General features: G+C 44.8%; 23 protein-coding genes. All 23 read right to left on the reverse strand.

Annotated features, from left to right (window positions below; all coding sequences use genetic code 11):
- Positions 1 to 14: 14 nt before the first annotated feature.
- Positions 15 to 1,097: a flagellar biosynthesis protein FlhB gene (gene flhB / locus CHH60_RS07570; protein WP_095287816.1), complete on the reverse strand. Its 1,083-nt coding sequence runs from the start codon at positions 1,095 to 1,097 to the stop codon at positions 15 to 17.
- A 23-nt stretch (positions 1,098 to 1,120) separates the two neighbouring features.
- Positions 1,121 to 1,909, reverse strand: a complete 789-nt coding sequence (gene fliR / locus CHH60_RS07575; protein WP_095358616.1) for a flagellar biosynthetic protein FliR — start codon at positions 1,907 to 1,909, stop codon at positions 1,121 to 1,123.
- 10 nt (positions 1,910 to 1,919) lie between these two features.
- Positions 1,920 to 2,189 carry a flagellar biosynthesis protein FliQ gene (gene fliQ / locus CHH60_RS07580; RefSeq protein WP_095358617.1) on the reverse strand — a complete coding sequence of 90 codons (270 nt, stop codon included), beginning with the start codon at positions 2,187 to 2,189 and terminating at the stop codon, positions 1,920 to 1,922.
- A gap of 25 nt (positions 2,190 to 2,214) precedes the next feature.
- A complete protein-coding gene (gene fliP, locus CHH60_RS07585) occupies positions 2,215 to 2,970 on the reverse strand; it encodes a flagellar type III secretion system pore protein FliP (RefSeq protein ID WP_095358618.1) in 756 nt (251 codons plus the stop codon).
- Complete coding sequence (locus CHH60_RS07590; RefSeq protein WP_176476006.1) at positions 2,967 to 3,503, reverse strand: flagellar biosynthetic protein FliO; 537 nt, start codon at positions 3,501 to 3,503, stop codon at positions 2,967 to 2,969. The genes fliP and CHH60_RS07590 overlap by 4 nt, the downstream gene beginning before the upstream one ends.
- An 11-nt stretch (positions 3,504 to 3,514) precedes the next feature.
- Positions 3,515 to 3,880 (reverse strand): response regulator, encoded by a 366-nt coding sequence (locus CHH60_RS07595; RefSeq protein ID WP_095287820.1) that lies wholly within the window; start codon positions 3,878 to 3,880, stop codon positions 3,515 to 3,517.
- A gap of 28 nt (positions 3,881 to 3,908) precedes the next feature.
- Complete coding sequence (gene fliY / locus CHH60_RS07600) at positions 3,909 to 5,177, reverse strand: flagellar motor switch phosphatase FliY (protein WP_095287821.1); 1,269 nt, start codon at positions 5,175 to 5,177, stop codon at positions 3,909 to 3,911.
- Complete coding sequence (gene fliM, locus CHH60_RS07605) at positions 5,167 to 6,165, reverse strand: flagellar motor switch protein FliM (RefSeq protein WP_095287822.1); 999 nt, start codon at positions 6,163 to 6,165, stop codon at positions 5,167 to 5,169. Before fliM ends, fliY begins: the two co-directional genes overlap by 11 nt.
- Positions 6,166 to 6,204: 39 nt before the next feature.
- On the reverse strand, positions 6,205 to 6,666 hold the full coding sequence (locus CHH60_RS07610; protein ID WP_095358620.1) for a flagellar basal body-associated FliL family protein: 462 nt from the start codon (positions 6,664 to 6,666) through the stop codon (positions 6,205 to 6,207).
- Positions 6,666 to 6,887 (reverse strand): flagellar FlbD family protein, encoded by a 222-nt coding sequence (locus tag CHH60_RS07615; RefSeq protein WP_056700597.1) that lies wholly within the window; start codon positions 6,885 to 6,887, stop codon positions 6,666 to 6,668. The genes CHH60_RS07610 and CHH60_RS07615 overlap by 1 nt, the downstream gene beginning before the upstream one ends.
- A 68-nt stretch (positions 6,888 to 6,955) precedes the next feature.
- Positions 6,956 to 7,771 (reverse strand): flagellar basal body rod protein FlgG, encoded by an 816-nt coding sequence (flgG, locus tag CHH60_RS07620; RefSeq protein ID WP_095358621.1) that lies wholly within the window; start codon positions 7,769 to 7,771, stop codon positions 6,956 to 6,958.
- A gap of 81 nt (positions 7,772 to 7,852) precedes the next feature.
- Positions 7,853 to 8,236: a TIGR02530 family flagellar biosynthesis protein gene (locus CHH60_RS07625; RefSeq protein ID WP_095358622.1), complete on the reverse strand. Its 384-nt coding sequence runs from the start codon at positions 8,234 to 8,236 to the stop codon at positions 7,853 to 7,855.
- Positions 8,233 to 8,775 (reverse strand): flagellar hook capping FlgD N-terminal domain-containing protein, encoded by a 543-nt coding sequence (locus CHH60_RS07630; RefSeq protein ID WP_095358696.1) that lies wholly within the window; start codon positions 8,773 to 8,775, stop codon positions 8,233 to 8,235. The genes CHH60_RS07625 and CHH60_RS07630 overlap by 4 nt, the downstream gene beginning before the upstream one ends.
- Before the next feature lie 20 nt (positions 8,776 to 8,795).
- A complete protein-coding gene (locus CHH60_RS07635) occupies positions 8,796 to 10,166 on the reverse strand; it encodes a flagellar hook-length control protein FliK (protein ID WP_095358623.1) in 1,371 nt (456 codons plus the stop codon).
- Positions 10,167 to 10,201: 35 nt separating this feature from the next.
- A complete protein-coding gene (locus CHH60_RS07640; RefSeq protein ID WP_095358624.1) occupies positions 10,202 to 11,140 on the reverse strand; it encodes a MotE family protein in 939 nt (312 codons plus the stop codon).
- Between the two features lie 44 nt (positions 11,141 to 11,184).
- Entirely contained in the window at positions 11,185 to 11,637 is a 453-nt protein-coding gene (fliJ, locus tag CHH60_RS07645) for a flagellar export protein FliJ (RefSeq protein WP_095358625.1), read from the reverse strand.
- An 11-nt stretch (positions 11,638 to 11,648) separates the two neighbouring features.
- Positions 11,649 to 12,968: a flagellar protein export ATPase FliI gene (gene fliI, locus CHH60_RS07650; RefSeq protein ID WP_095358626.1), complete on the reverse strand. Its 1,320-nt coding sequence runs from the start codon at positions 12,966 to 12,968 to the stop codon at positions 11,649 to 11,651.
- Positions 12,955 to 13,809: a FliH/SctL family protein gene (locus CHH60_RS07655; RefSeq protein WP_095358627.1), complete on the reverse strand. Its 855-nt coding sequence runs from the start codon at positions 13,807 to 13,809 to the stop codon at positions 12,955 to 12,957. The genes fliI and CHH60_RS07655 overlap by 14 nt, the downstream gene beginning before the upstream one ends.
- Complete coding sequence (gene fliG / locus CHH60_RS07660; RefSeq protein ID WP_095287832.1) at positions 13,802 to 14,818, reverse strand: flagellar motor switch protein FliG; 1,017 nt, start codon at positions 14,816 to 14,818, stop codon at positions 13,802 to 13,804. Before fliG ends, CHH60_RS07655 begins: the two co-directional genes overlap by 8 nt.
- 11 nt (positions 14,819 to 14,829) lie before the next feature.
- The gene (fliF, locus tag CHH60_RS07665) at positions 14,830 to 16,413 is read right to left on the reverse strand and encodes a flagellar basal-body MS-ring/collar protein FliF (RefSeq protein WP_095358628.1); all 1,584 of its coding nucleotides are present in this window, start codon (positions 16,411 to 16,413) and stop codon (positions 14,830 to 14,832) included.
- 147 nt (positions 16,414 to 16,560) lie between these two features.
- Entirely contained in the window at positions 16,561 to 16,872 is a 312-nt protein-coding gene (gene fliE, locus CHH60_RS07670) for a flagellar hook-basal body complex protein FliE (RefSeq protein WP_095358629.1), read from the reverse strand.
- A 57-nt stretch (positions 16,873 to 16,929) separates the two neighbouring features.
- Entirely contained in the window at positions 16,930 to 17,379 is a 450-nt protein-coding gene (gene flgC, locus CHH60_RS07675) for a flagellar basal body rod protein FlgC (protein WP_095358630.1), read from the reverse strand.
- A 5-nt stretch (positions 17,380 to 17,384) separates the two neighbouring features.
- Entirely contained in the window at positions 17,385 to 17,792 is a 408-nt protein-coding gene (gene flgB / locus CHH60_RS07680; protein ID WP_095287836.1) for a flagellar basal body rod protein FlgB, read from the reverse strand.
- Positions 17,793 to 17,961 lie beyond the last annotated feature (169 nt).

A 17,961-nucleotide genomic window follows, 5' to 3' on the forward strand; every position in this document is an offset into this window, starting at 1 on the left:
GCCTCCGATCCCTTTTATTTCGTTCTGCCCTTTAATTTATATACATAAGCCAGCACTTCGGCTACCGCTTGAAACAAATCAGCCGGTATGGCGTCGCCAATCTCGGCCCTCTGGAACAATGCCCGTGCCAGCGGCTTGTTTTCCATTGTAATGACACCGTGCTCTTTGGCAATCTCCCTGATGCGCAAGGCGACGTAATCCTGACCTTTGGCAATAATCTGAGGTGCTTCCATCTCAGACCCTTCATACTTCAGCGCTACTGCGAAGTGTGTCGGGTTTGTGATGATCACATCTGCATTTGGAACCTCCTGCATCATGCGCTGTACAGCCATGCGACGCTGACGTTCCCTGATTTTACCCTTGATCAGCGGGTCACCTTCCATTTTTTTGTACTCGTCCTTGATGTCCTGTTTGGACATCCGAATGTTTTTCTCGTAATCATATTTCTGATACATATAGTCAAACACTGCGAGTACCATTAAGGCCACAGCAATTTTGACACCCAGATTGAGGGTGATTGAAGCCGAAAAATGTAATATGGCATCCAAAGAAAAATGGGAAAGTGAAGCAATATCCGATTGATAACTTGTAATCGTACTGTAGACTAGATAACCGATAATCGACATTTTCAAAATGGATTTTGCAAACTCCACTAATGAACGGAGTGAGAAAATGTTCTTGAAACCTTTGATAGGATCAAGCTTCTCAAGCTTTGGCTTCAAGCCTTCTCCCACAAGTAGAAATCCAACCTGCATATAATTGACGATCAAGGCAACAACCGCCGCACCTATCAGTACGGGTGCTAGCAGCAGCATAACTTCAATGCCGTAGCGCATCATAAGGGCCATTACATTCTCGCCGGTAATCTCCAAGCTCAGCCGATTCATAAAGATATCTGTAAATAACCGAACAATGCGTTCTTTGTAAAAATCACTGAATACCATCATGATTAAAAAGGTGAACAGGAGAATGGATGCTCCGGAGATCTCCATACTTTTGACAACCTGTCCCTTTTTGCGCGTATCCTGCCTTTTTTTCGGGGTGGCTTTCTCCGTCTTCTCCCCTGCGAATAACTGAAGGTCAAGCTGAAATTTCATTTAAATCCTGTCCTCCGTTTCCTTTAGCCCGGCCTCTGTCCGATCGTTCCAAGCAACTTTTCCATAGATCTAAACATCGCTTCGAACAATTGGCTAAATACAAAGGCGAAGCTCGGAACCATCAAAAGCAATATGGCGATTCCCACCAGGACCTTTAACGGCATACCGACAGCAAACACATTGAATTGAGGAGCAGTTTTAGCCAAGAAACCCAATCCTACATCCGTCAAAAACAAAGCCACTACAATGGGTGCCGACATTTGGAAGGCAAGCATAAAGGTCTCGCCTAATGTATGAACGAGAAACTCAGCAATACTACCGTCGGCCAATCGTATGAAAAAGGCATTGGATAAAGGTATCCAGCGATAGCTGTACACAATGGCGTCCAGAAGGTAGTGATGTCCATTCATCGTCAGGAAAAGCAGCATAGCAAAAGCATATTTGAAATTACCTGTCAGCGGTGCAGAAGCACCAGTCATCGGATCAAATACATTCGCCATACCAAAGCCAATCTGAAGGTCAATGAATGTTCCCGCCGTCTGCACGGCTGTCATGATCAGATAGGCTACGAAACCTAGCAGCAATCCTATTAATATCTCCCGGATAATCAACAGAATGTAACTCAGATCGGTAGGCACTTCCTGATTCATGCCATAAACTACATAAACCGTTAATGTTACAAATGCCGAAAGACCAACCTTAATGGAATTCGGCACATTTCGAGCTGAGAATACTGGAGCAGTTACAAAAAATGATGCAATTCGACAAAACATAAGCAGAGCGACAGGAAAACTTTGCAACAATGTCTCCATGTGCGAAAGCCTACCCTATATATCTGTATAAATTATCGAGAATGTTATACGTAAAATCTACCAAAATATTTAAGATCCAAGGTCCGAATAAGAGCACTGCCAAAAGTACGGCAATAATTTTCGGTACAAAGGCTAATGTCTGCTCCTGAATTTGGGTCGTTGCTTGAAATACACTGATTATGAGACCCACAACTAGAGCAAGTATAAGCATGGGTGCGCTAGCCAGCAGCGATGTATATACTGCTTTCCCGGCCAGACCTATAACAAATTCTGAAGTCATGACCGTCCTCCTTCAACTTTCCTACTCATGTGTTAAAGCTCAGCAGCAGTGACTTCACTACAAGATACCAACCGTCCACAAGAACAAATAGCAATATCTTAAAAGGTAATGAGATCATGACCGGTGGTAGCATCATCATCCCCATAGCCATGAGTGTACTTGCTACTACAATGTCTATGACTAGAAACGGAATGAAAATCATGAATCCCATCTGGAATGCTGTCTTTAATTCACTGATTGCATACGCTGGCACCATGACAGTAATCGGTATGTCTTGATATGTTTCTGGTTTTTCGGTCTGATTATATTTCATAAATAGCAGTAGATCTTTCTCCCTTGTGTGGGAGAACATAAATTTCTTAATGGGATCTTGTGCCTTTTCAAGCGCTTCCGTTTGCGTAATGTCTCCTTTGAGATAAGGCTGAAGAGCTACCTGATTAATGGAAGACAGCGTCGGTGACATGATAAACAGTGTCAGGAAGAGCGCTAAACCGACAAGCACCTGATTGGGCGGCATTTGTTGCGTCCCCAAGGATGTCCGTATAAAACCGAGAACGATAACAATTCGGGTGAAGCTGGTCATTAACACCAGTATTGCAGGCGCTATACTTAACACCGTAATTAACAGTATTATAGACAGAGAACTCGTACTTGGTGTTCCTCCATCTCCGCTTCCGATTTGGATATCGATGTTCGGTATCGGTTCGGCAAAGGCAACCGTCACAGATGCCAGGCTGATAAGCCCCATCAAACAACATGCTAGCCAAATCTTTTTCTTCATGAATCCCTCGACCGATCTGTAGTATTGTCTTCTTCCAGGAGCTTGTCCATCTTCTCTTTTCGGTTAGGCATCTGCCGCAGTTTCGACTCAAACAGCTCGTGAAAAGAGGCTGTTTCCTCAAGTTCCATTTCCCTTGGTGGTTCTTTCTTACGCAAGCGGGATGCCAACTTGTTGATTAATGGTGAAAGGCTTCCCTGTTGTGAAGAAGCTTCTCTCTCAAATGAATCAACAATTCTCTGTGCCTCTTCTAAATCTGAAATTTTGTCTAGCAATTGTATATTTTCGCCAACACCGACCAGATAAACATTGCCACCAATTTCTATGATCTGAAGTGACTTGTTCGGCCCCAGCCCCACACCACCCAAAATACGGACTGTACCACTTCGGAACCACTGCTGATTCCGTTTGTTCAAAAAGCGGAGCAGGTAGACGATAAGGACCAGGATGACGGCCAGGACGACAATCACCCATACAAGCTGAAAATAATAGTTGGTCCCAATGTCAGCTCCTCCAGGAGTATCACCCTGCGCCATCATCATGTGTCTTACACTCCCAGCGTTTTGCTGATAGCTTCGATGACTCGGTCAGACTGGAATGGCTTAACGATGAAATCTTTGGCACCAGCCTGAATCGCATCAATTACCATCGCTTGTTGTCCCATAGCTGAACACATAATGACTTTAGCGTTCGCATCGATTTTTTTAATTTCTTTCAGTGCTGCAATACCATCCATCTCAGGCATGGTAATATCCATCGTGATCAGATCAGGACGAAGTTCCTTAAATTTCTCAATTGCTTGTGCTCCATCCTGAGCCTCGCCAACGACCTCATATCCGTTTTTGGACAAAATGTCCCGGATCATCATTCTCATAAATGCAGCGTCGTCCACGACTAAAATTCGGTTTGCCATCTTGATTCAAGTCCTCCCTAAATTGTGCTTATTGTAATTTCTGAATTCGGTCCCATTGGCTTACGATATCTATAACACGAACACCAAAGTTTTCATCGATAACGACGACTTCTCCCTTAGCGATCAGTTTGTTATTGACCAAAATATCGACAGGTTCGCCGGCCAGTTTATCCAGCTCGACAATTGAACCTTGTGAGAGTTCCAATATATCCTTAATTTGCTTCTGGGTCCTTCCTAATTCTACGGTGACTTTAAGGGGAATGTCCATCAATAAATTCAAATTATTTTCGTCCACCTGACCGTAAGCCCCGTTTTGCAAATTGGCGAACTGGACGGGTTGTACATTCACATTCCTGTTCGGCATACCGCCGTAGTGTTGTGGTGCACCATATGGTTGCTGTGGTGGCATCCCGTAAGGCTGTTGTGGCGGCATTCCTTGCGGCATACCCATTGGCGCCTGTCCATACCCATTATAATCTGGAGCAGGCTGTTGCGGCGCCTGTGGAGGCATTTGCTGTTGAACCGGTGGTTGTTCCGGTGCCACAGGTGGAGCTGCCGCAGCTGGTGCTGCATGGGATGGTGTTGTGACTGGTGCATTAGCCGTTGATTCTTGTGCTCCGCCAATCAACATATCCACCATGTGTTTGGCGAAATCAACAGGCAAAAGCTGCATCAGATTGGAGTCTATCAAATCACCAATCAGGAGGCGAAACGATACTTGAATTAACGTTTCGTCATGCGGGAGATTGCTGACACCCTCGCCACTTTCCATATTGAGAATATCAATGCCTGGCGGAGAGATATTCACAAATCGGTTGAAAATCGTAGACATGGAGGTTGCTGATGAACCCATCATTTGGTTCATTGCTTCCTGTACTGCACTGATATGGATCTCATTCAGCTCTTCATCCGCAGGATTCCCTTCGCCTCCAAGCATCAGATCAGCAATGACTTGCGCATCACGCTTCTTGATAACTAGTGAATTGATCCCTTCAAATCCATCCACATAATTGACATGTACTGCAACGTGTGGCTTTGGAAAGGCTTCTTCGAATTGCGAACGGCTGATAATGGATACCTTCGGTGTTGTAATATCTACTTTTAATCCCAATAGCGTGGACAATGCTGTCGCTGCGCTACCAAACGTAATATTACCAATCTCCCCCAATGCATCTTGTTCCAGTTCAGTCAAAAAGTCATCAACTGTTTTTTCAGCAGGTTCCGTGCTACCCATCGATTCGGATTGCCGGAGCAAAGCATCGATTTCTTCCTGGGACAAATAATCCTTACTCGTCAAATTCTTCAACTCCTTCGGTGACAATCTTATCTATTTGTACAGCCACACGGTCTTTTATCGTTCCCGGACTGCCCATATACTTCAACCTGTCGCCCACTTTGATGGATAATCCCTCATCAACCGGTTTGTTCAACGTAATGACATCGCCGACCGAAAGGCCAAGGAATTCCGAGATCGAAATTCTGGATTCACCCAGTTCCGCAACAACTGGCAATTTGGCTTTGTTCACACGTTCTCTAAGGGCATCGTATTCTTCCGGCGCTCTTGTTTTCTTCTCTGAAACAAACCACTGATGTGTCGACAGCCTTGACATAATAGGTTCAAGAACGACATGCGGGATACACAAATTGATCATGCCCGTAGTGTCACCGATTTTGGTGCTCAGCGAGATCAAGGCAATCGTTTCGTTGGGTGATACGATCTGCATAAACTGTGGATTCGTCTCCAGTGCTTCCATTCTCGGCGATATGTCGAGCACTGTCTTCCAAGCTTCCTGCAAACTTTCGAACGCTCGGCTGAAGATTCTCTCCATAATTGTCGTTTCTATTTCAGTCATTGAAGCTATTTTAGTCGGCGCACTTCCCGTACCACCCAGCAATCGATCCAACATCGCATAACCAACATTGGGGTGGACCTCCAGCACCATTCGTCCTTGCAACGGTTCTGCTTCAAATATATTTAATATCGTCATTTTAGGAATTGAACGAATAAATTCATCATAGGGCAATTGTTCGACCTGAACGACATTAATTTGAACGAATGTCCGCAATTGGGCTGAAAAATAAGTGGTGAGAAAGCGTGCAAAGTTCTCGTGAATTCGAGTCAAACTTCGGATATGATCTTTGGAAAAGCGAACCGCCCGTTTAAAATCATACGATCTAATTTTTTTCTGAGTTTCTTCCTTTTTTAATTCCTCGGCATCCATCTCACCTGAGGAAAGTGCTGCTAATAGGGCATCAATCTCATTTTGTGATAATACATCCACCATGTTCTCACCCCCTTACCGTTTTACAGCGTGCTCTGTTCATTACATTGATGCCATCAAAAAATAAGTAAAGTTCGTGCTGCTCAGCTTCGGTTCAGGCAATGCTTCATTGATCAGTTTCGTCAGTTTTTCATTAAACTGAGAACGTCCCTTGGCTGTTTTCAACTCTTCTGGCTGTGCATCCGCAAAAGTCTGAACAATAATTGGTTTTACGGTAATTTCTTTAATTTTCTCGAAATCTTCTTTTGCTGTAGCGTCAGCCAGTTTAAAAGCCAGATTGACTTGTACGATGTGATTGGTATCTGCCAAATTGGTTTTGATGTCGGTAATCTCGGAAGTAACCTCGACAATTTCATCGGCAGTCATCTTTTTGGCTTCAGCAGCCGAAGCTACATCTGTTTCAGCTTTATTACCCGTCTGTCCTTGCATAAATACAAACACAACCACCACAATGAGTGTTATGGCAAGCAAAATCGTTGCCAGCCAGGGCATCATCTTTTTCATCAGGATTCCTCCGTTTGCTGCACTTTGATAGTGGCTGCCTGAACCCCGATTTCACGGTTGTATTCTTTGATTTTGGAAATGACTTCATCTGCCTTTTCAAGGACAATCAGTCTCTTACCAGTTACCAGAGTAATATACGTATCCGGCGTTTCTTCTACAATCTCAACCATCAGCGCATTTAACCACATAGGAGAACCATTTAACCGCGTTACCGAAATCATGCTAAGCCCCCTCTCGATCAATGTGGAGGAGCGAGCCCCTCCACGCATTAAAACTTTCTAATCAGCTATTAACGTTTCAGGTTAACAACTTCCTGAAGCACTTCATCGGATGTTGTGATGATCCGTGAGTTCGCCTGGAAACCACGTTGAGCGACGATCATCTCTGTAAATTCACCCGTCAAATCCACATTGGACATTTCCAGTTGGCCTGCAATAACCGCGCCTGTTCCAAATTCGGTGCTGTTCGCTGTTACAATTTCGAATTCGCCATCAGCATTGGCATTTGCAGTAATGCGGTACAAGTTACCACCGATCTTTTCCAGACCTTCCGGGTTGGTTACTTTACCGATCCCCAGTTGTGCACCAGCTTCAGTAGTACCATCATCCATTGTTTGGTTGATGATTCCATCTTGACCAATAGTGAACGAAACTACTGTATCATCCAGCGTAATAGGCTCACCACCGCTATCTACAACGAACAAACCATCTGAAGTTACAAGGTTACGGTTAGCATCAACATGGAAATCTCCAGCACGCGTCAAGAAAGGAACTTCTTGCTCACCGCCAAGTGTTACCAGGAAGAAACCGTCACCGTTAAGACGCAAGTCAGTTGGGTTGTTAGTGGTCATTGGACTTCCCGCTAGATGCAGCGTATCTATGGAACCAACGGATACACCCAAACCGATTTGCTTTGCATTCACACCACCGTTTTCATCTCCAGGCGCTGTTACTCCCGCCGTGGTTTGGCTCATGATATCTTTGAACATGACCCGACTTCCTTTGAAGCCAACGGTGTTTACGTTTGCGATATTATTACCAATAACATCTAGTTTGGTTTGAAAACCCCGCATCCCGGAAACGCCAGAGTACATCGATTTCAACATGATTATAAATCCTCCCAGCCTTAATTTGGTTACCGCATCAGTCGGTCAGCGGTGTTCCGGCTCCCGAGAAGGGCCAGCCGGTTAAGAAATGATTACTGCACTATCGATTTGTGTAAATACATTATCCTTCATGCTTTCGCTATCCATAGCTGTGACTACAGTGCGATTTTTAACATTAACAATAAAGGCCATATCCTGCATCAGGATCAGAGATTCTTTTGCACCTTTGGCCGCAGCCTTGTCGAGTGCAGTTCCAATCTGCTGCATTTGCTCGCTTTTCAGCTCAATCCCCCGCTGTTCCAATCTCTTGGCAGCATGGTTGCTAAGCTTCAACAGATTGTCCTCAAGCACTTGAGCAAAAGGTCGTTCGGGAGTGATTGTTGTGTCACTCTGTTTAGCACGATTAAGCAAGTTAGGTGTTACTGGGCCTGTATATAGTTGTCCTACCGTTATTCGTTCACTCATAACGTGTTCCCACTATCTTGAACAGCTGTTTCAGCTTCCTCGCTTTCATTCACTGGTGCTGAAGCATCTGCAGTACTCTGAGCCTTGGTTTCTTCCTCTTCGATTGGAGCAGGATTCGAAACCTGAATAATTTCATTCAGCTCAATCTCGTCGTTGCCTACTTTAGCGTACTGCACACCATCCCGTACGATAATTGAATCTACAATCCCCTGACGAAGTGTTCCACTGTCCTCTTTATTAGAAGAAAGCCAGCTAATTTCTCGTCCAATCATGCTTGAAACCGCACCAAGAGACTGATTCAGCGTTTTGAGTTGCGACGAAATGTTAACAAGCTGTTCTACCGAACTGAACTGCGCCATTTGAGCAATAAATTCCTTATCCTCCATAGGCTGCATCGGATCCTGATTTTGAAGTTGGGTGATTAGTATCTTAAGAAACTGATCCTTTCCTAACTCCTTGGTAGCTGCACTAGTTGTGGCTGTGTTCGAAGCCGAGTAGTTCGGCCATGTATTATTAGTAGAAACAATTTCAGTAGCCAATATTTTCACCTCATTTCTATTTAAGCTTTAGCTGTAAACGAGCCTCCTTGGAAGTCGTTTCCTTCCTCATTCTCACTGCGCCAATTCCGCAGTTCTTCCTGAAGGTTTGCCGTAGTTATTGCATCGTCTGTTTGCTCTTCACGTTCCCGTGAGCGGCGCTGATCTTGCGAGTTATTTCCTTGCTGACGTCCGTCGTCATGATACATTTCTGAACCTAGAGAACTGCTCTGAGTGACTTCGATTCTCTCCACTTGTATACCTTGGGATTGAAGCGAGGTACGAAGCTGGGTCATTTGCTGTTCTAGCATATCCTTCGCCATCGCATGTTCAGTCATGAAGCGTGCAACCAATTGTCCGTTCTGCAAGGTAATCTGCACATCCAGCTTACCCAGATGTTCTGGTCGAAGTGAGATCGTAGCTTCTGAAAAGCCTTTTTGCTGCACGATATCCAGCTTATTCACCACAAATTGCGTCATTTCCTTTGCAAACTGTGATGCCTGCATTACAGGTTCAGCTGGCTTAGCTACCGTTGTGCCCGAAGTACGCATGGATAACTCACCGGCTGTAATGACTTTCGAATGATCCATTTCTCCACCTTCACTCGCAGCCGAGGAAGTGTCCACATCTGTTTCACCTGTCACTTTAAGCTCTTTAGTAGAAGACAGAATCGCAGTCAATTCTTTCTCCGTAGATGGAGTAGCTTTGGTTTGTACACCTTGATCTTTTAATGAATCCATGGAATCAACGATTGTTTTAAGTTCCGTCCATCCTTTATTGTTGCTCAGATCAACTCCAGCCTCCTGCAGCTGATTCTGGAGAGTTTGAAGCAACTGCTTAAACTCAGCTGTATTTTTGGCTATAGGACTATCTGGTTCAGTCATGCTTGCAACCAACTGAGTAAGTACATCCTGCAGTACAAAGCGAACTGCAGCTGGATGTTCAGTAAGATCCATAACCGCAGTAGCGTTAACAGTTGTTGGCGCATTTACTGTTCCATCCGCTTTTTCCGTTTCAACGGAAGCACCGTTTAATTGGGCATACAGCTGTTGAATCAGATTTTGCAATTCTGCCAGTAATGTCGGGTCATTCTCCAGAACTTCATCTAGCGAATCCAAGCCACCAAACAACGAGTCCAGAACAGCTGTAAGAGACGTTTCTTCCCCTTCTTCACTAGTTGCTAGAGTTATAGCTAACGGATTAACAGTTAAACCTCCAGCAGTAGCCGAGTTGTTTTCTTCCGAAGTGGTACTATTCAATGACTGTGCCAGTGTTTGCAAAAATCCACCATCGGTCCCTGTAACCCCACCTTTAGATTGCGTTCCAGACGAAGTTTGCGCTGCTCCCGTTGTCTTTGATGTGGCTACTGAGGTCATTTGGTATACGATTGACATTTGTTTCACCTCCTTTCGAATTAAGATCGTGATACCTACTTATTGCCCATTAACCGGTTTAAGATTTTCGCTGTTTCAGCTGAATTCTCTGTAGACATATTCTCAAGTAATTGTGAGCGCGTTGCATCGTCTACCGAATTCAAAATGGTCAATGTTTTATCTGGACTGAGTTTATACGTCTCTAGCAGCAATTTTGCGCCGCTTGAGGCCGACATTGAAGAGAACGTTTGGCTGAGCTGTGTTTTGTCCAGGTTTTTCGAATTGGTAGTAGACGTGGTTGTGGTCGCAGCCGTTTCTTTCTTCAATCTGGATTGCAAAGCATCGAGTGCCAGATCTCCGGATGGTTTTGCATCCTTCATCATCATCGTGACATCTGCCGCCGTTTTCGGATCCATTTTCTCCAACACTTTCGTACGGGCAGTCGACTGCATCGCACTCAGAAGAAGTACCATTTCTTCATTAGTCATGTTCTGTAAAATCGGTGCTGCTTTGCTAGGACTCATATCCGCATACATTTTGGCCAGATCCTTAATCTGTTTCTGATAATCAGACTCGCTCTCCGGAACCTCAGCGGCTGCAGTTTCTGCTGCTTTCTCCGCTTCATCCAATTTCGCTTGCAGATCACTTGCCTTTTTTGCTTCAGTCGTAGTAGCCTCTTTTGCTGCCTGGAGCTCTGTTTCTTTAGCCGCAACCTGAGACTTCAACTTTTCGATTGTTGCTTCAGCACTCTCCACTTGCTTTTCGCTTTCATCCAGCTTTTCCTTTTCTGGATCCAGCACAGGATCAGGCACCCAATCCTTGACTACCGGAATTTTGTTAGCTAGCTCAAGCATGTTATTACGTATATCTACATTAAATAAGGTAAGCAGCACACCGAGCAGTACGACGGTGAAGACAATGGGGATCGAAATCATTAGAAACTTTTCCCAACCGCTACCTGATTCTTTCTCGATATCTGTGTCTTTAACAGCCATTATTTCATTCCTCCTTCACGAGACAACTTCGCTTGCGAAGCCCATCAGATTGCGCGTCCGGTCTTTGCAGCGAAGCGTACAGTAGCCATCTCGTCCAGATCGTTCTGTTCCCGGAGGAGCATCTCCTGCTGAAATTTGCTTTTGGCTTTGTCTCTCGCTTCAAGCCACACTTTTTCATCAACCATCTTACCGTTCAAGAACGTCTGATTTCGCTGCACATTGACCTGAGCGTGTTTAACATCCGTGTTCTTTTTGGTGATGCACTCATCCAGGTGATACACGTATCGGTGCATTTCTTGCAGACTGGATACAGAAGCAGTGCTCTCCGTTGCGGATTGAATGACACTAATCAGTTCGTTTTTATCATTCATAAGTTGTAAAAGGTGTTCTTCCTCTGTTTGAAGTTTGCCGATTGCTGTGGATAACATCCACTCCGCTTGTGTTTTTTCATTGCTCTTCAGGTCAACTACCTTTTGGAAATGATATCGAAATTTCATCGTTTAACCTTTCATCTCCTTGCAAATTCAAGAATCAAACGTTCCTGCACTTCACTCAGTGTTACTTTTTCATCCACTTTTTGCTTGGTAAAGTTCCATATGCTTTCGATTTGATCCATCGCTTCATCAATAGCTGCATTCGACCCTCTTTGATAAGCCCCAATGTTGATCAAATCTTCCGATTCTTTGTACACGGCCATCAATCGCTTCATATTATTAACGGCTTCCAGCTGTTCTTCAGGCGCGATATCTTTCATGACACGACTAATGCTCGCTAACACATCGATTGCAGGGAAATGTCCTTTGTTCGCGATGGACCGATTCAGCACAATGTGACCGTCCAGAATACCCCTAACCGCATCCGCAATCGGTTCATTCATATCGTCACCATCAACGAGTACCGTGTAAAATGCTGTTATGGAACCGGTTGGTCCAGTTCCCGCACGTTCCAGCAATTTAGGTAAACTCGCAAATACAGAAGGTGTGTAGCCTCTCATGGCTGGAGGTTCACCTACAGCCAGTCCAACTTCCCTTTGAGCCATGGCATAACGAGTAACGGAATCCATCATCAACATGACATTCATGCCTCTGTCCCTGAAATATTCCGCTATCGTGGTGGCAATGACTGCCCCTTTAATTCGAATCAATGCCGGTTGGTCAGAAGTTGCGACTATGACGACCGAGCGCTCCAGCCCTTCTGGCCCAAGATCACGTTCAATAAAATCACGAACCTCGCGTCCCCGTTCACCCACAAGAGCTATAACATTCACATCAGCGGCCGTATTACGGGCAATCATGCCCATCAATGTACTTTTACCAACACCCGATCCGGCAAAAATACCAACCCGCTGACCTTTACCAACAGTCAACAAACCGTCAATCGCTCTAACGCCTACACCCATGGTTTCCAGTACACGCGGCCGTTCCATCGGATTCACAGGTTTATTTGATGTGGAGAACATCGGCATCCTTGAAGGTAGCAACGATCCATCCAGAGGTTGACCAAGTCCATCAAGCACTTTGCCCAGCAGCTCTGAACCAACCTGAACTCCAAGCGGCTTCCCGGTACCTACAACATCGCACCCCGGACCAATCGATTGCAATTCACCCAAAGGCATCAGCAGCACTTTGTTATCCCGGAAACCAACGACTTCTGCTTGAATCGGCTTCTCCGATTTCCCCGGATAGATGTAGCATACGTCACCGATGCTTGCGTCAGGACCTTCGGATTCAACCATAAGCCCGATAACCTGTGTGACCTTACCATTAATCCGAACAGGATCAAATTGGCGTAAGTGCTCCATGTAACGCTGTGAACTAAGAACCTTCATGTTGATTTTTTCGCCCCTCATCCTCAAGTGCTATGCGGACCAGTTCTTTTTTTATTTCAGAAAGTTGTGTATCAATACGGGCATCCACGCTTCCAAAAGACGAGCGAATGACACACCCTTTGTCTTTTACCGTTGCATCCGGCAATATTTGAAGTTCGGCTTGTGAATCGATGGATAAGGACAACTCTTCACGCGCAGCTTGTACAAAAGCAAATTGCTCTGGAGCTACACACAAGGCAATCATTCCTTGTTCACGTTTCCGTGACAGATTCTGACGGATCAATTCGAGAGTATGCTCTGGTTCAACAGTGAGCTGCTTATCAATAACCTTCTCTGCAATTCCGCATGCCAGCTCTACAAGAAAAGGCTCTGCTTCCTGGATAATTTGATCTTTTGCTACATAAGCCTCTTGCAGTACTTCCTGAGCTTCTTTCATCATCTGTTCGATCTGCACTTGGAGATCCAGTTCAGCTTGTACTTTGCCTTCATCAAAACCCTGCTGAAAACCTTGTGAGCGCATCGCTTCAATTAAATGTTCATCCTGCTGACGCTGTTCTTGCCACCAGCTATCGATCTGCTCACGGGCTTCTTTAAGCATGCGTTCCGCTTCCTCGGAAGCTTCGCGTACCTGCTTTTCTGCAAACTCCTTGGCATCCTCCAGCATCTCCGCAGTCAGACGTTTGGTTTCTTCGTCTACACGAGCCTGTAACGCCTCTGTCTCTGCACCTTCCACTTCACTATCTGTTCCTTCAGTTTCAGGACCACCATAATGATGATGATTTTCAAGACGTTTGCGGTCATCAACCGGCACATACTGGAAAGATTTAATCAAATTAGACAATGATATCATCTCCTCCGCCGCGAGCGATAATGATCTCACCAGCTTCTTCCAGTCTGCGGATCGTTCCTACGATACGAGTCTGGGCTTCTTCCACATCACGCAACCGAACAGGTCCCATGAATTCCATTTCTTCTTTGAATGTCTCGGACATCCGTTTGGACATGTTGCGGAACACTGCATCGCGAACTTCTTCGCTCGCCACTTTGAGTGCAAGCTGCAAGTCTGCGTTGTCGATATCGCGGATGATACGTTGAATTGAACGATCGTCCACGTTGACAATATCCTCGAATACAAACATGCGTTTTTTGATTTCTTCGGCAAGTTCCGGATCCTGAATTTCCAGAGAATCCAAAATGGTACGCTCCGTACCCCGGTCGACCCCATTCAGAATCTGTACGATCGACTCGATGCCACCTGCGTTTGTATAATCCTGTGTAACCGTTGACGACAACTTTTGTTCCAATACACGTTCCACCTGAGAGATAACCTCAGGGGATGTGCTGTCCATGACAGCGACTCTTCGCGCAACATCAGCCTGCTTCTCCTGAGGTAATGAGGATAGAATTGCTGCTGCCTGCTCGAATTGCAGATAGGATAGTACCAAGGCAATCGTCTGTGGACTTTCGTTTTGAATAAAGTTTAATATTTGGTTTGGATCCGCTTTGCGTGCAAAGTCAAATGGTCTAACCTGAAGCGTAGCTGTCAAACGATTAATAACTTCAAGTGCCTTTTGCGATCCAAGTGCTTTTTCCAATATTTCCCTTGCGTAAGTAATACCGCCTTGAGAGATGTATTCCTGGGCCAGACAGATCTGGTGAAACTCCGCCATAATCATATCTTTTTCGGAAGCATCAACTTTGCGAACATTGGCAATCTCCAATGTTAATTGTTCAATCTCCTCATCACGCAGATGTTTGAAGATTTGTGCCGACACTTCCGGACCTAGTGTAATCAACAAAATTGCTGCTTTTTGTCTTCCAGTCAAACCTTGACTGCTTGCCTTTGCCAATGCGCTCACCTCTATTCGTCAGCCAGCCACGTACGCAGCAGATTGACGAATTCGTCTGGCTTTTTCTTCGCCAAACTCTCCAATTGTTTGCGCACTTGACTTTCGTTCGTTACACTGTCCAACGTAATGGACGGGAACTCTGTTGCTACTGGGAGAGGAATCTCTTCTTCTTCCTCTTCGTTTTGTTTGCGTCGACGGCGTACGAGGAGGATAACGACTGCTGCGATTAACGCGGCCACCAATGCTCCTACGCCCCACATCATACCTGTTGATAGCTGGAATCCTGTTTCTGCAGCGGCTGCTGTCTGGAAACCTTGGGATATAACCGAAACTTTCTTGGTCAGATCAGCGTCTGTAATTACATTACCTGAATCTGCAAGTGAAGCTCGAACGATATTCACCAAAATATTTTCAATTGCATCTTGGACAGGTTGTTGTAATTCTGTTTGCCCTTCAGGTGGTTCAACGGCTACGTTAATGGTTAAATCTTTAACAGTATAAGGACTGGAAATGATATCTTTGGCAATTCGATTGACTTCGTAGTTTACAGTGCTTGATGATTCCTCAGAAGTAGAATTCCCCGTTGCATCCGCTGAAGGATACCCAGGAACTTCTTCTTGACCGGTACCTGCGACACCGCCTGTTGGAGTACTCGCACCTGTATAACTCTTTTGAATCTCCTGGACACTGATCTCGATGCCCTTCATGTTCTCTTCATCAACCGGTGTAACCAGATTCTCTTTGCTTGTCACTTTATCGAAGTTAAGCTTGGAAGCAACGAGTACATTTACTTTGTCTTCGCCTACGATTTGAGACAGAAACTGTTTTACATTGTTGCGTACGTCATTTTCAAACTTCTTCTGCAAAGCCATGTTTTCCTGAACTTCGGAAGATAATCCACCACTGCCTCCACGGGCAGTTGGAATCAACTCGGCTTCATCCGTGTTGGTGATCGTAATATTTTCAATCGGCAGGTTGGGAATAGCGGTTTTCACCAAGTTAAAGTATCCATCCACCGCTGCCTGATTCGGGTGATATCCCGGTTTAAACTGCAATGCTACGGAAGCGGATGCCTTGTCCTGCTCTTCTAGGCCGGCAAAGATATTATCTTTCGGCATATTGACCAAGACTTTTGCATCTTGAATACCCTGCATGCGCTGGAGTAACTGTTCGACCTCTCCGTTAATCGCATTGTTGTATTTAACATCAAATTCCTTGTCCGTCATCCCGATCGGTGATGAGGACTCCTCGAATGATTTATATCCTAATGAACCATTCTGAATAATTCCTTGTGATCCTATGTTGACTTTTGCAAGTGCAACATCCGTGCTTGGTACCGATATGGTTTTCCCGTCTGCGCTTAATTTGTAGGGGATATTGGATGAATCCAGGTAGTTAATGACTCCTGCTGAGTCACTGGAATTCAAATCAGTAAATGCCACTTCATATTCTGTTTTGGACAGCTGCATAGTTAGTACAACCGCTGCCAGAATTAAAAATAAAAAGGTGGAAACCAGTAAAACTTTCTGTTTTTTGCTGAAGCTATTCCAATACTGGGTTACTTTATCCCTGTACTGGGCAATTCTCTCATTCACTCTGTCACCCCATCCGAAACTTTGCTTAGTCTGTCCCGAGCCATCAAAGTACTTCTATTACTAAAGTACGAGATTCGCCTCAGGAGCAGCATCGCAGCTGCTTGTTGTAATGATCAGCGCTGGTATCGAAGCGCAATCATGCTCTATTTACATTTGCGTACGCATAATCTCTTGATACGCTTCGACTACTTTGTTTCGGACTTGCGACGTGAGTTGCAGACTCAACAGGGCCTGTTCTGAAGCGATCATTACCTGATCCACGTTCACATTACCCAATAGAAATTGATTGGACATTTCATGTGCCTGTTTCTCTTGCGTTGCCACGGACCCTAATGCCTCTTGTAAGTATGTACCGAAGCTCTGAATGGTTTCGGCTGGTGTCGATGTTTTGCTAACGGAAGCATTTTGCATCTGCAACGGTTGAACTACCTGTGTATTAAACATGTTGTTCTGAATCATCAATGTCTCCCCTTTATCCCATTATTCATGTTAAAACCTCATTGACATTACCGTAATCTATCTTCCGATCTCTAAAGCTTTTGTTATCATTGCTTTGGTTGAATTTAGCGCTGTTACGTTTGCCTCGTAGGACCGAGAAGCTGATATCATGTCAACCATCTCTTTCGCAATATCCACATTTGGCATATACACATACCCTTCAGCGTTGGCATCTGGATGAGAAGGATCATATACAGGTTTCAGAGGAGACTGATCTTCACGAATCTCTGATACTCTAACTCCCTCACCCGAGGCCTTATTACCCATCTGATTCTGCAGGATACTGCTAAACGAAGCTTTGTTTGGTTCGAGAACTACCATTTTTCTTTTGTAGGGAACGGCTTCGCCATTCGATACACTGGCGCGAGTCGTCTCAGCATTGGCGATGTTAGAAGATATTACGTCCATCCTCAAGCGTTGGGCTGTCAGGGCCGAGGAGCTAATGTTAAAACTGTTACTGATATTCACCTAAGTTATCTCCCTTCCACTCCAACACGCATCATTTTAATCTGTTCATTCACTTGTTGAATATAAGCGTTGTAACGCAACTGGTTCTCCGCCAGAAGGCTCATTTCTTTGTCGATATCGACATTATTCTGGTTATTATTCATGGATGTCGAATGATCCATTGTTACTACAGGTGTAGGAACGGAAGAGGAAGGTCCTATGACAAAATGCCTTGAGTCCGTTACTTTTCCCTTAAGAACTGGCATATCTCCATCCGTTTGCTGCTTTAAAATTTCTTCAAAAGATACGTCAGAACGCTTGTAGTACGGGGTGTCCGCATTCGCAATGTTGTCTGCAATCGTTTGTTGTCTAGTGTTGGACGCATCGAGTGCACCTTGTAATCTTTTAAAGCTAATATCATTCAAAAGATTCACGATTTCCCTCCTCTCCTTAGAAATTATGGAAAAAGATTCAATCTTTTCCCTTCAAATTCGCTTATGTTTTTCGACAAAAACATTCGCCTTTTCGCGTTTTTCTAGGACTTAAGTAGAATTAACTCTGATGTTGTCGTATAACATAAGTTTCTTCGAGATTGGCATTTAT

This window comes from Paenibacillus sp. 7523-1 (assembly GCF_002276415.1).
Lineage (GTDB): Bacteria > Bacillota > Bacilli > Paenibacillales > Paenibacillaceae > Paenibacillus > Paenibacillus illinoisensis_A.

Bases quoted from the DNA above. Each gene is read 5' to 3' on its own strand.
- flhB (WP_095287816.1), bottom strand. From the start codon at position 1,097: ATGAAATTTCAGCTTGACCTTCAGTTATTCGCAGGGGAGAAGACGGAG.
- fliR (WP_095358616.1), bottom strand. From the start codon at position 1,909: ATGGAGACATTGTTGCAAAGTTTTCCTGTCGCTCTGCTTATGTTTTGT.
- fliQ (WP_095358617.1), bottom strand. From the start codon at position 2,189: ATGACTTCAGAATTTGTTATAGGTCTGGCCGGGAAAGCAGTATATACA.
- fliP (WP_095358618.1), bottom strand. From the start codon at position 2,970: ATGAAGAAAAAGATTTGGCTAGCATGTTGTTTGATGGGGCTTATCAGC.
- CHH60_RS07590 (WP_176476006.1), bottom strand. From the start codon at position 3,503: ATGGCGCAGGGTGATACTCCTGGAGGAGCTGACATTGGGACCAACTAT.
- CHH60_RS07595 (WP_095287820.1), bottom strand. From the start codon at position 3,880: ATGGCAAACCGAATTTTAGTCGTGGACGACGCTGCATTTATGAGAATG.
- fliM (WP_095287822.1), bottom strand. From the start codon at position 6,165: ATGGTGGATGTATTATCACAAAATGAGATTGATGCCCTATTAGCAGCA.
- CHH60_RS07610 (WP_095358620.1), bottom strand. From the start codon at position 6,666: ATGAAAAAGATGATGCCCTGGCTGGCAACGATTTTGCTTGCCATAACA.
- CHH60_RS07615 (WP_056700597.1), bottom strand. From the start codon at position 6,887: ATGATTTCGGTAACGCGGTTAAATGGTTCTCCTATGTGGTTAAATGCG.
- flgG (WP_095358621.1), bottom strand. From the start codon at position 7,771: ATGTTGAAATCGATGTACTCTGGCGTTTCCGGGATGCGGGGTTTTCAA.
- CHH60_RS07625 (WP_095358622.1), bottom strand. From the start codon at position 8,236: ATGAGTGAACGAATAACGGTAGGACAACTATATACAGGCCCAGTAACA.
- CHH60_RS07635 (WP_095358623.1), bottom strand. From the start codon at position 10,166: ATGTCAATCGTATACCAAATGACCTCAGTAGCCACATCAAAGACAACG.
- CHH60_RS07640 (WP_095358624.1), bottom strand. From the start codon at position 11,140: ATGGCTGTTAAAGACACAGATATCGAGAAAGAATCAGGTAGCGGTTGG.
- fliJ (WP_095358625.1), bottom strand. From the start codon at position 11,637: ATGAAATTTCGATATCATTTCCAAAAGGTAGTTGACCTGAAGAGCAAT.
- fliI (WP_095358626.1), bottom strand. From the start codon at position 12,968: ATGAAGGTTCTTAGTTCACAGCGTTACATGGAGCACTTACGCCAATTT.
- fliE (WP_095358629.1), bottom strand. From the start codon at position 16,872: ATGATTCAGAACAACATGTTTAATACACAGGTAGTTCAACCGTTGCAG.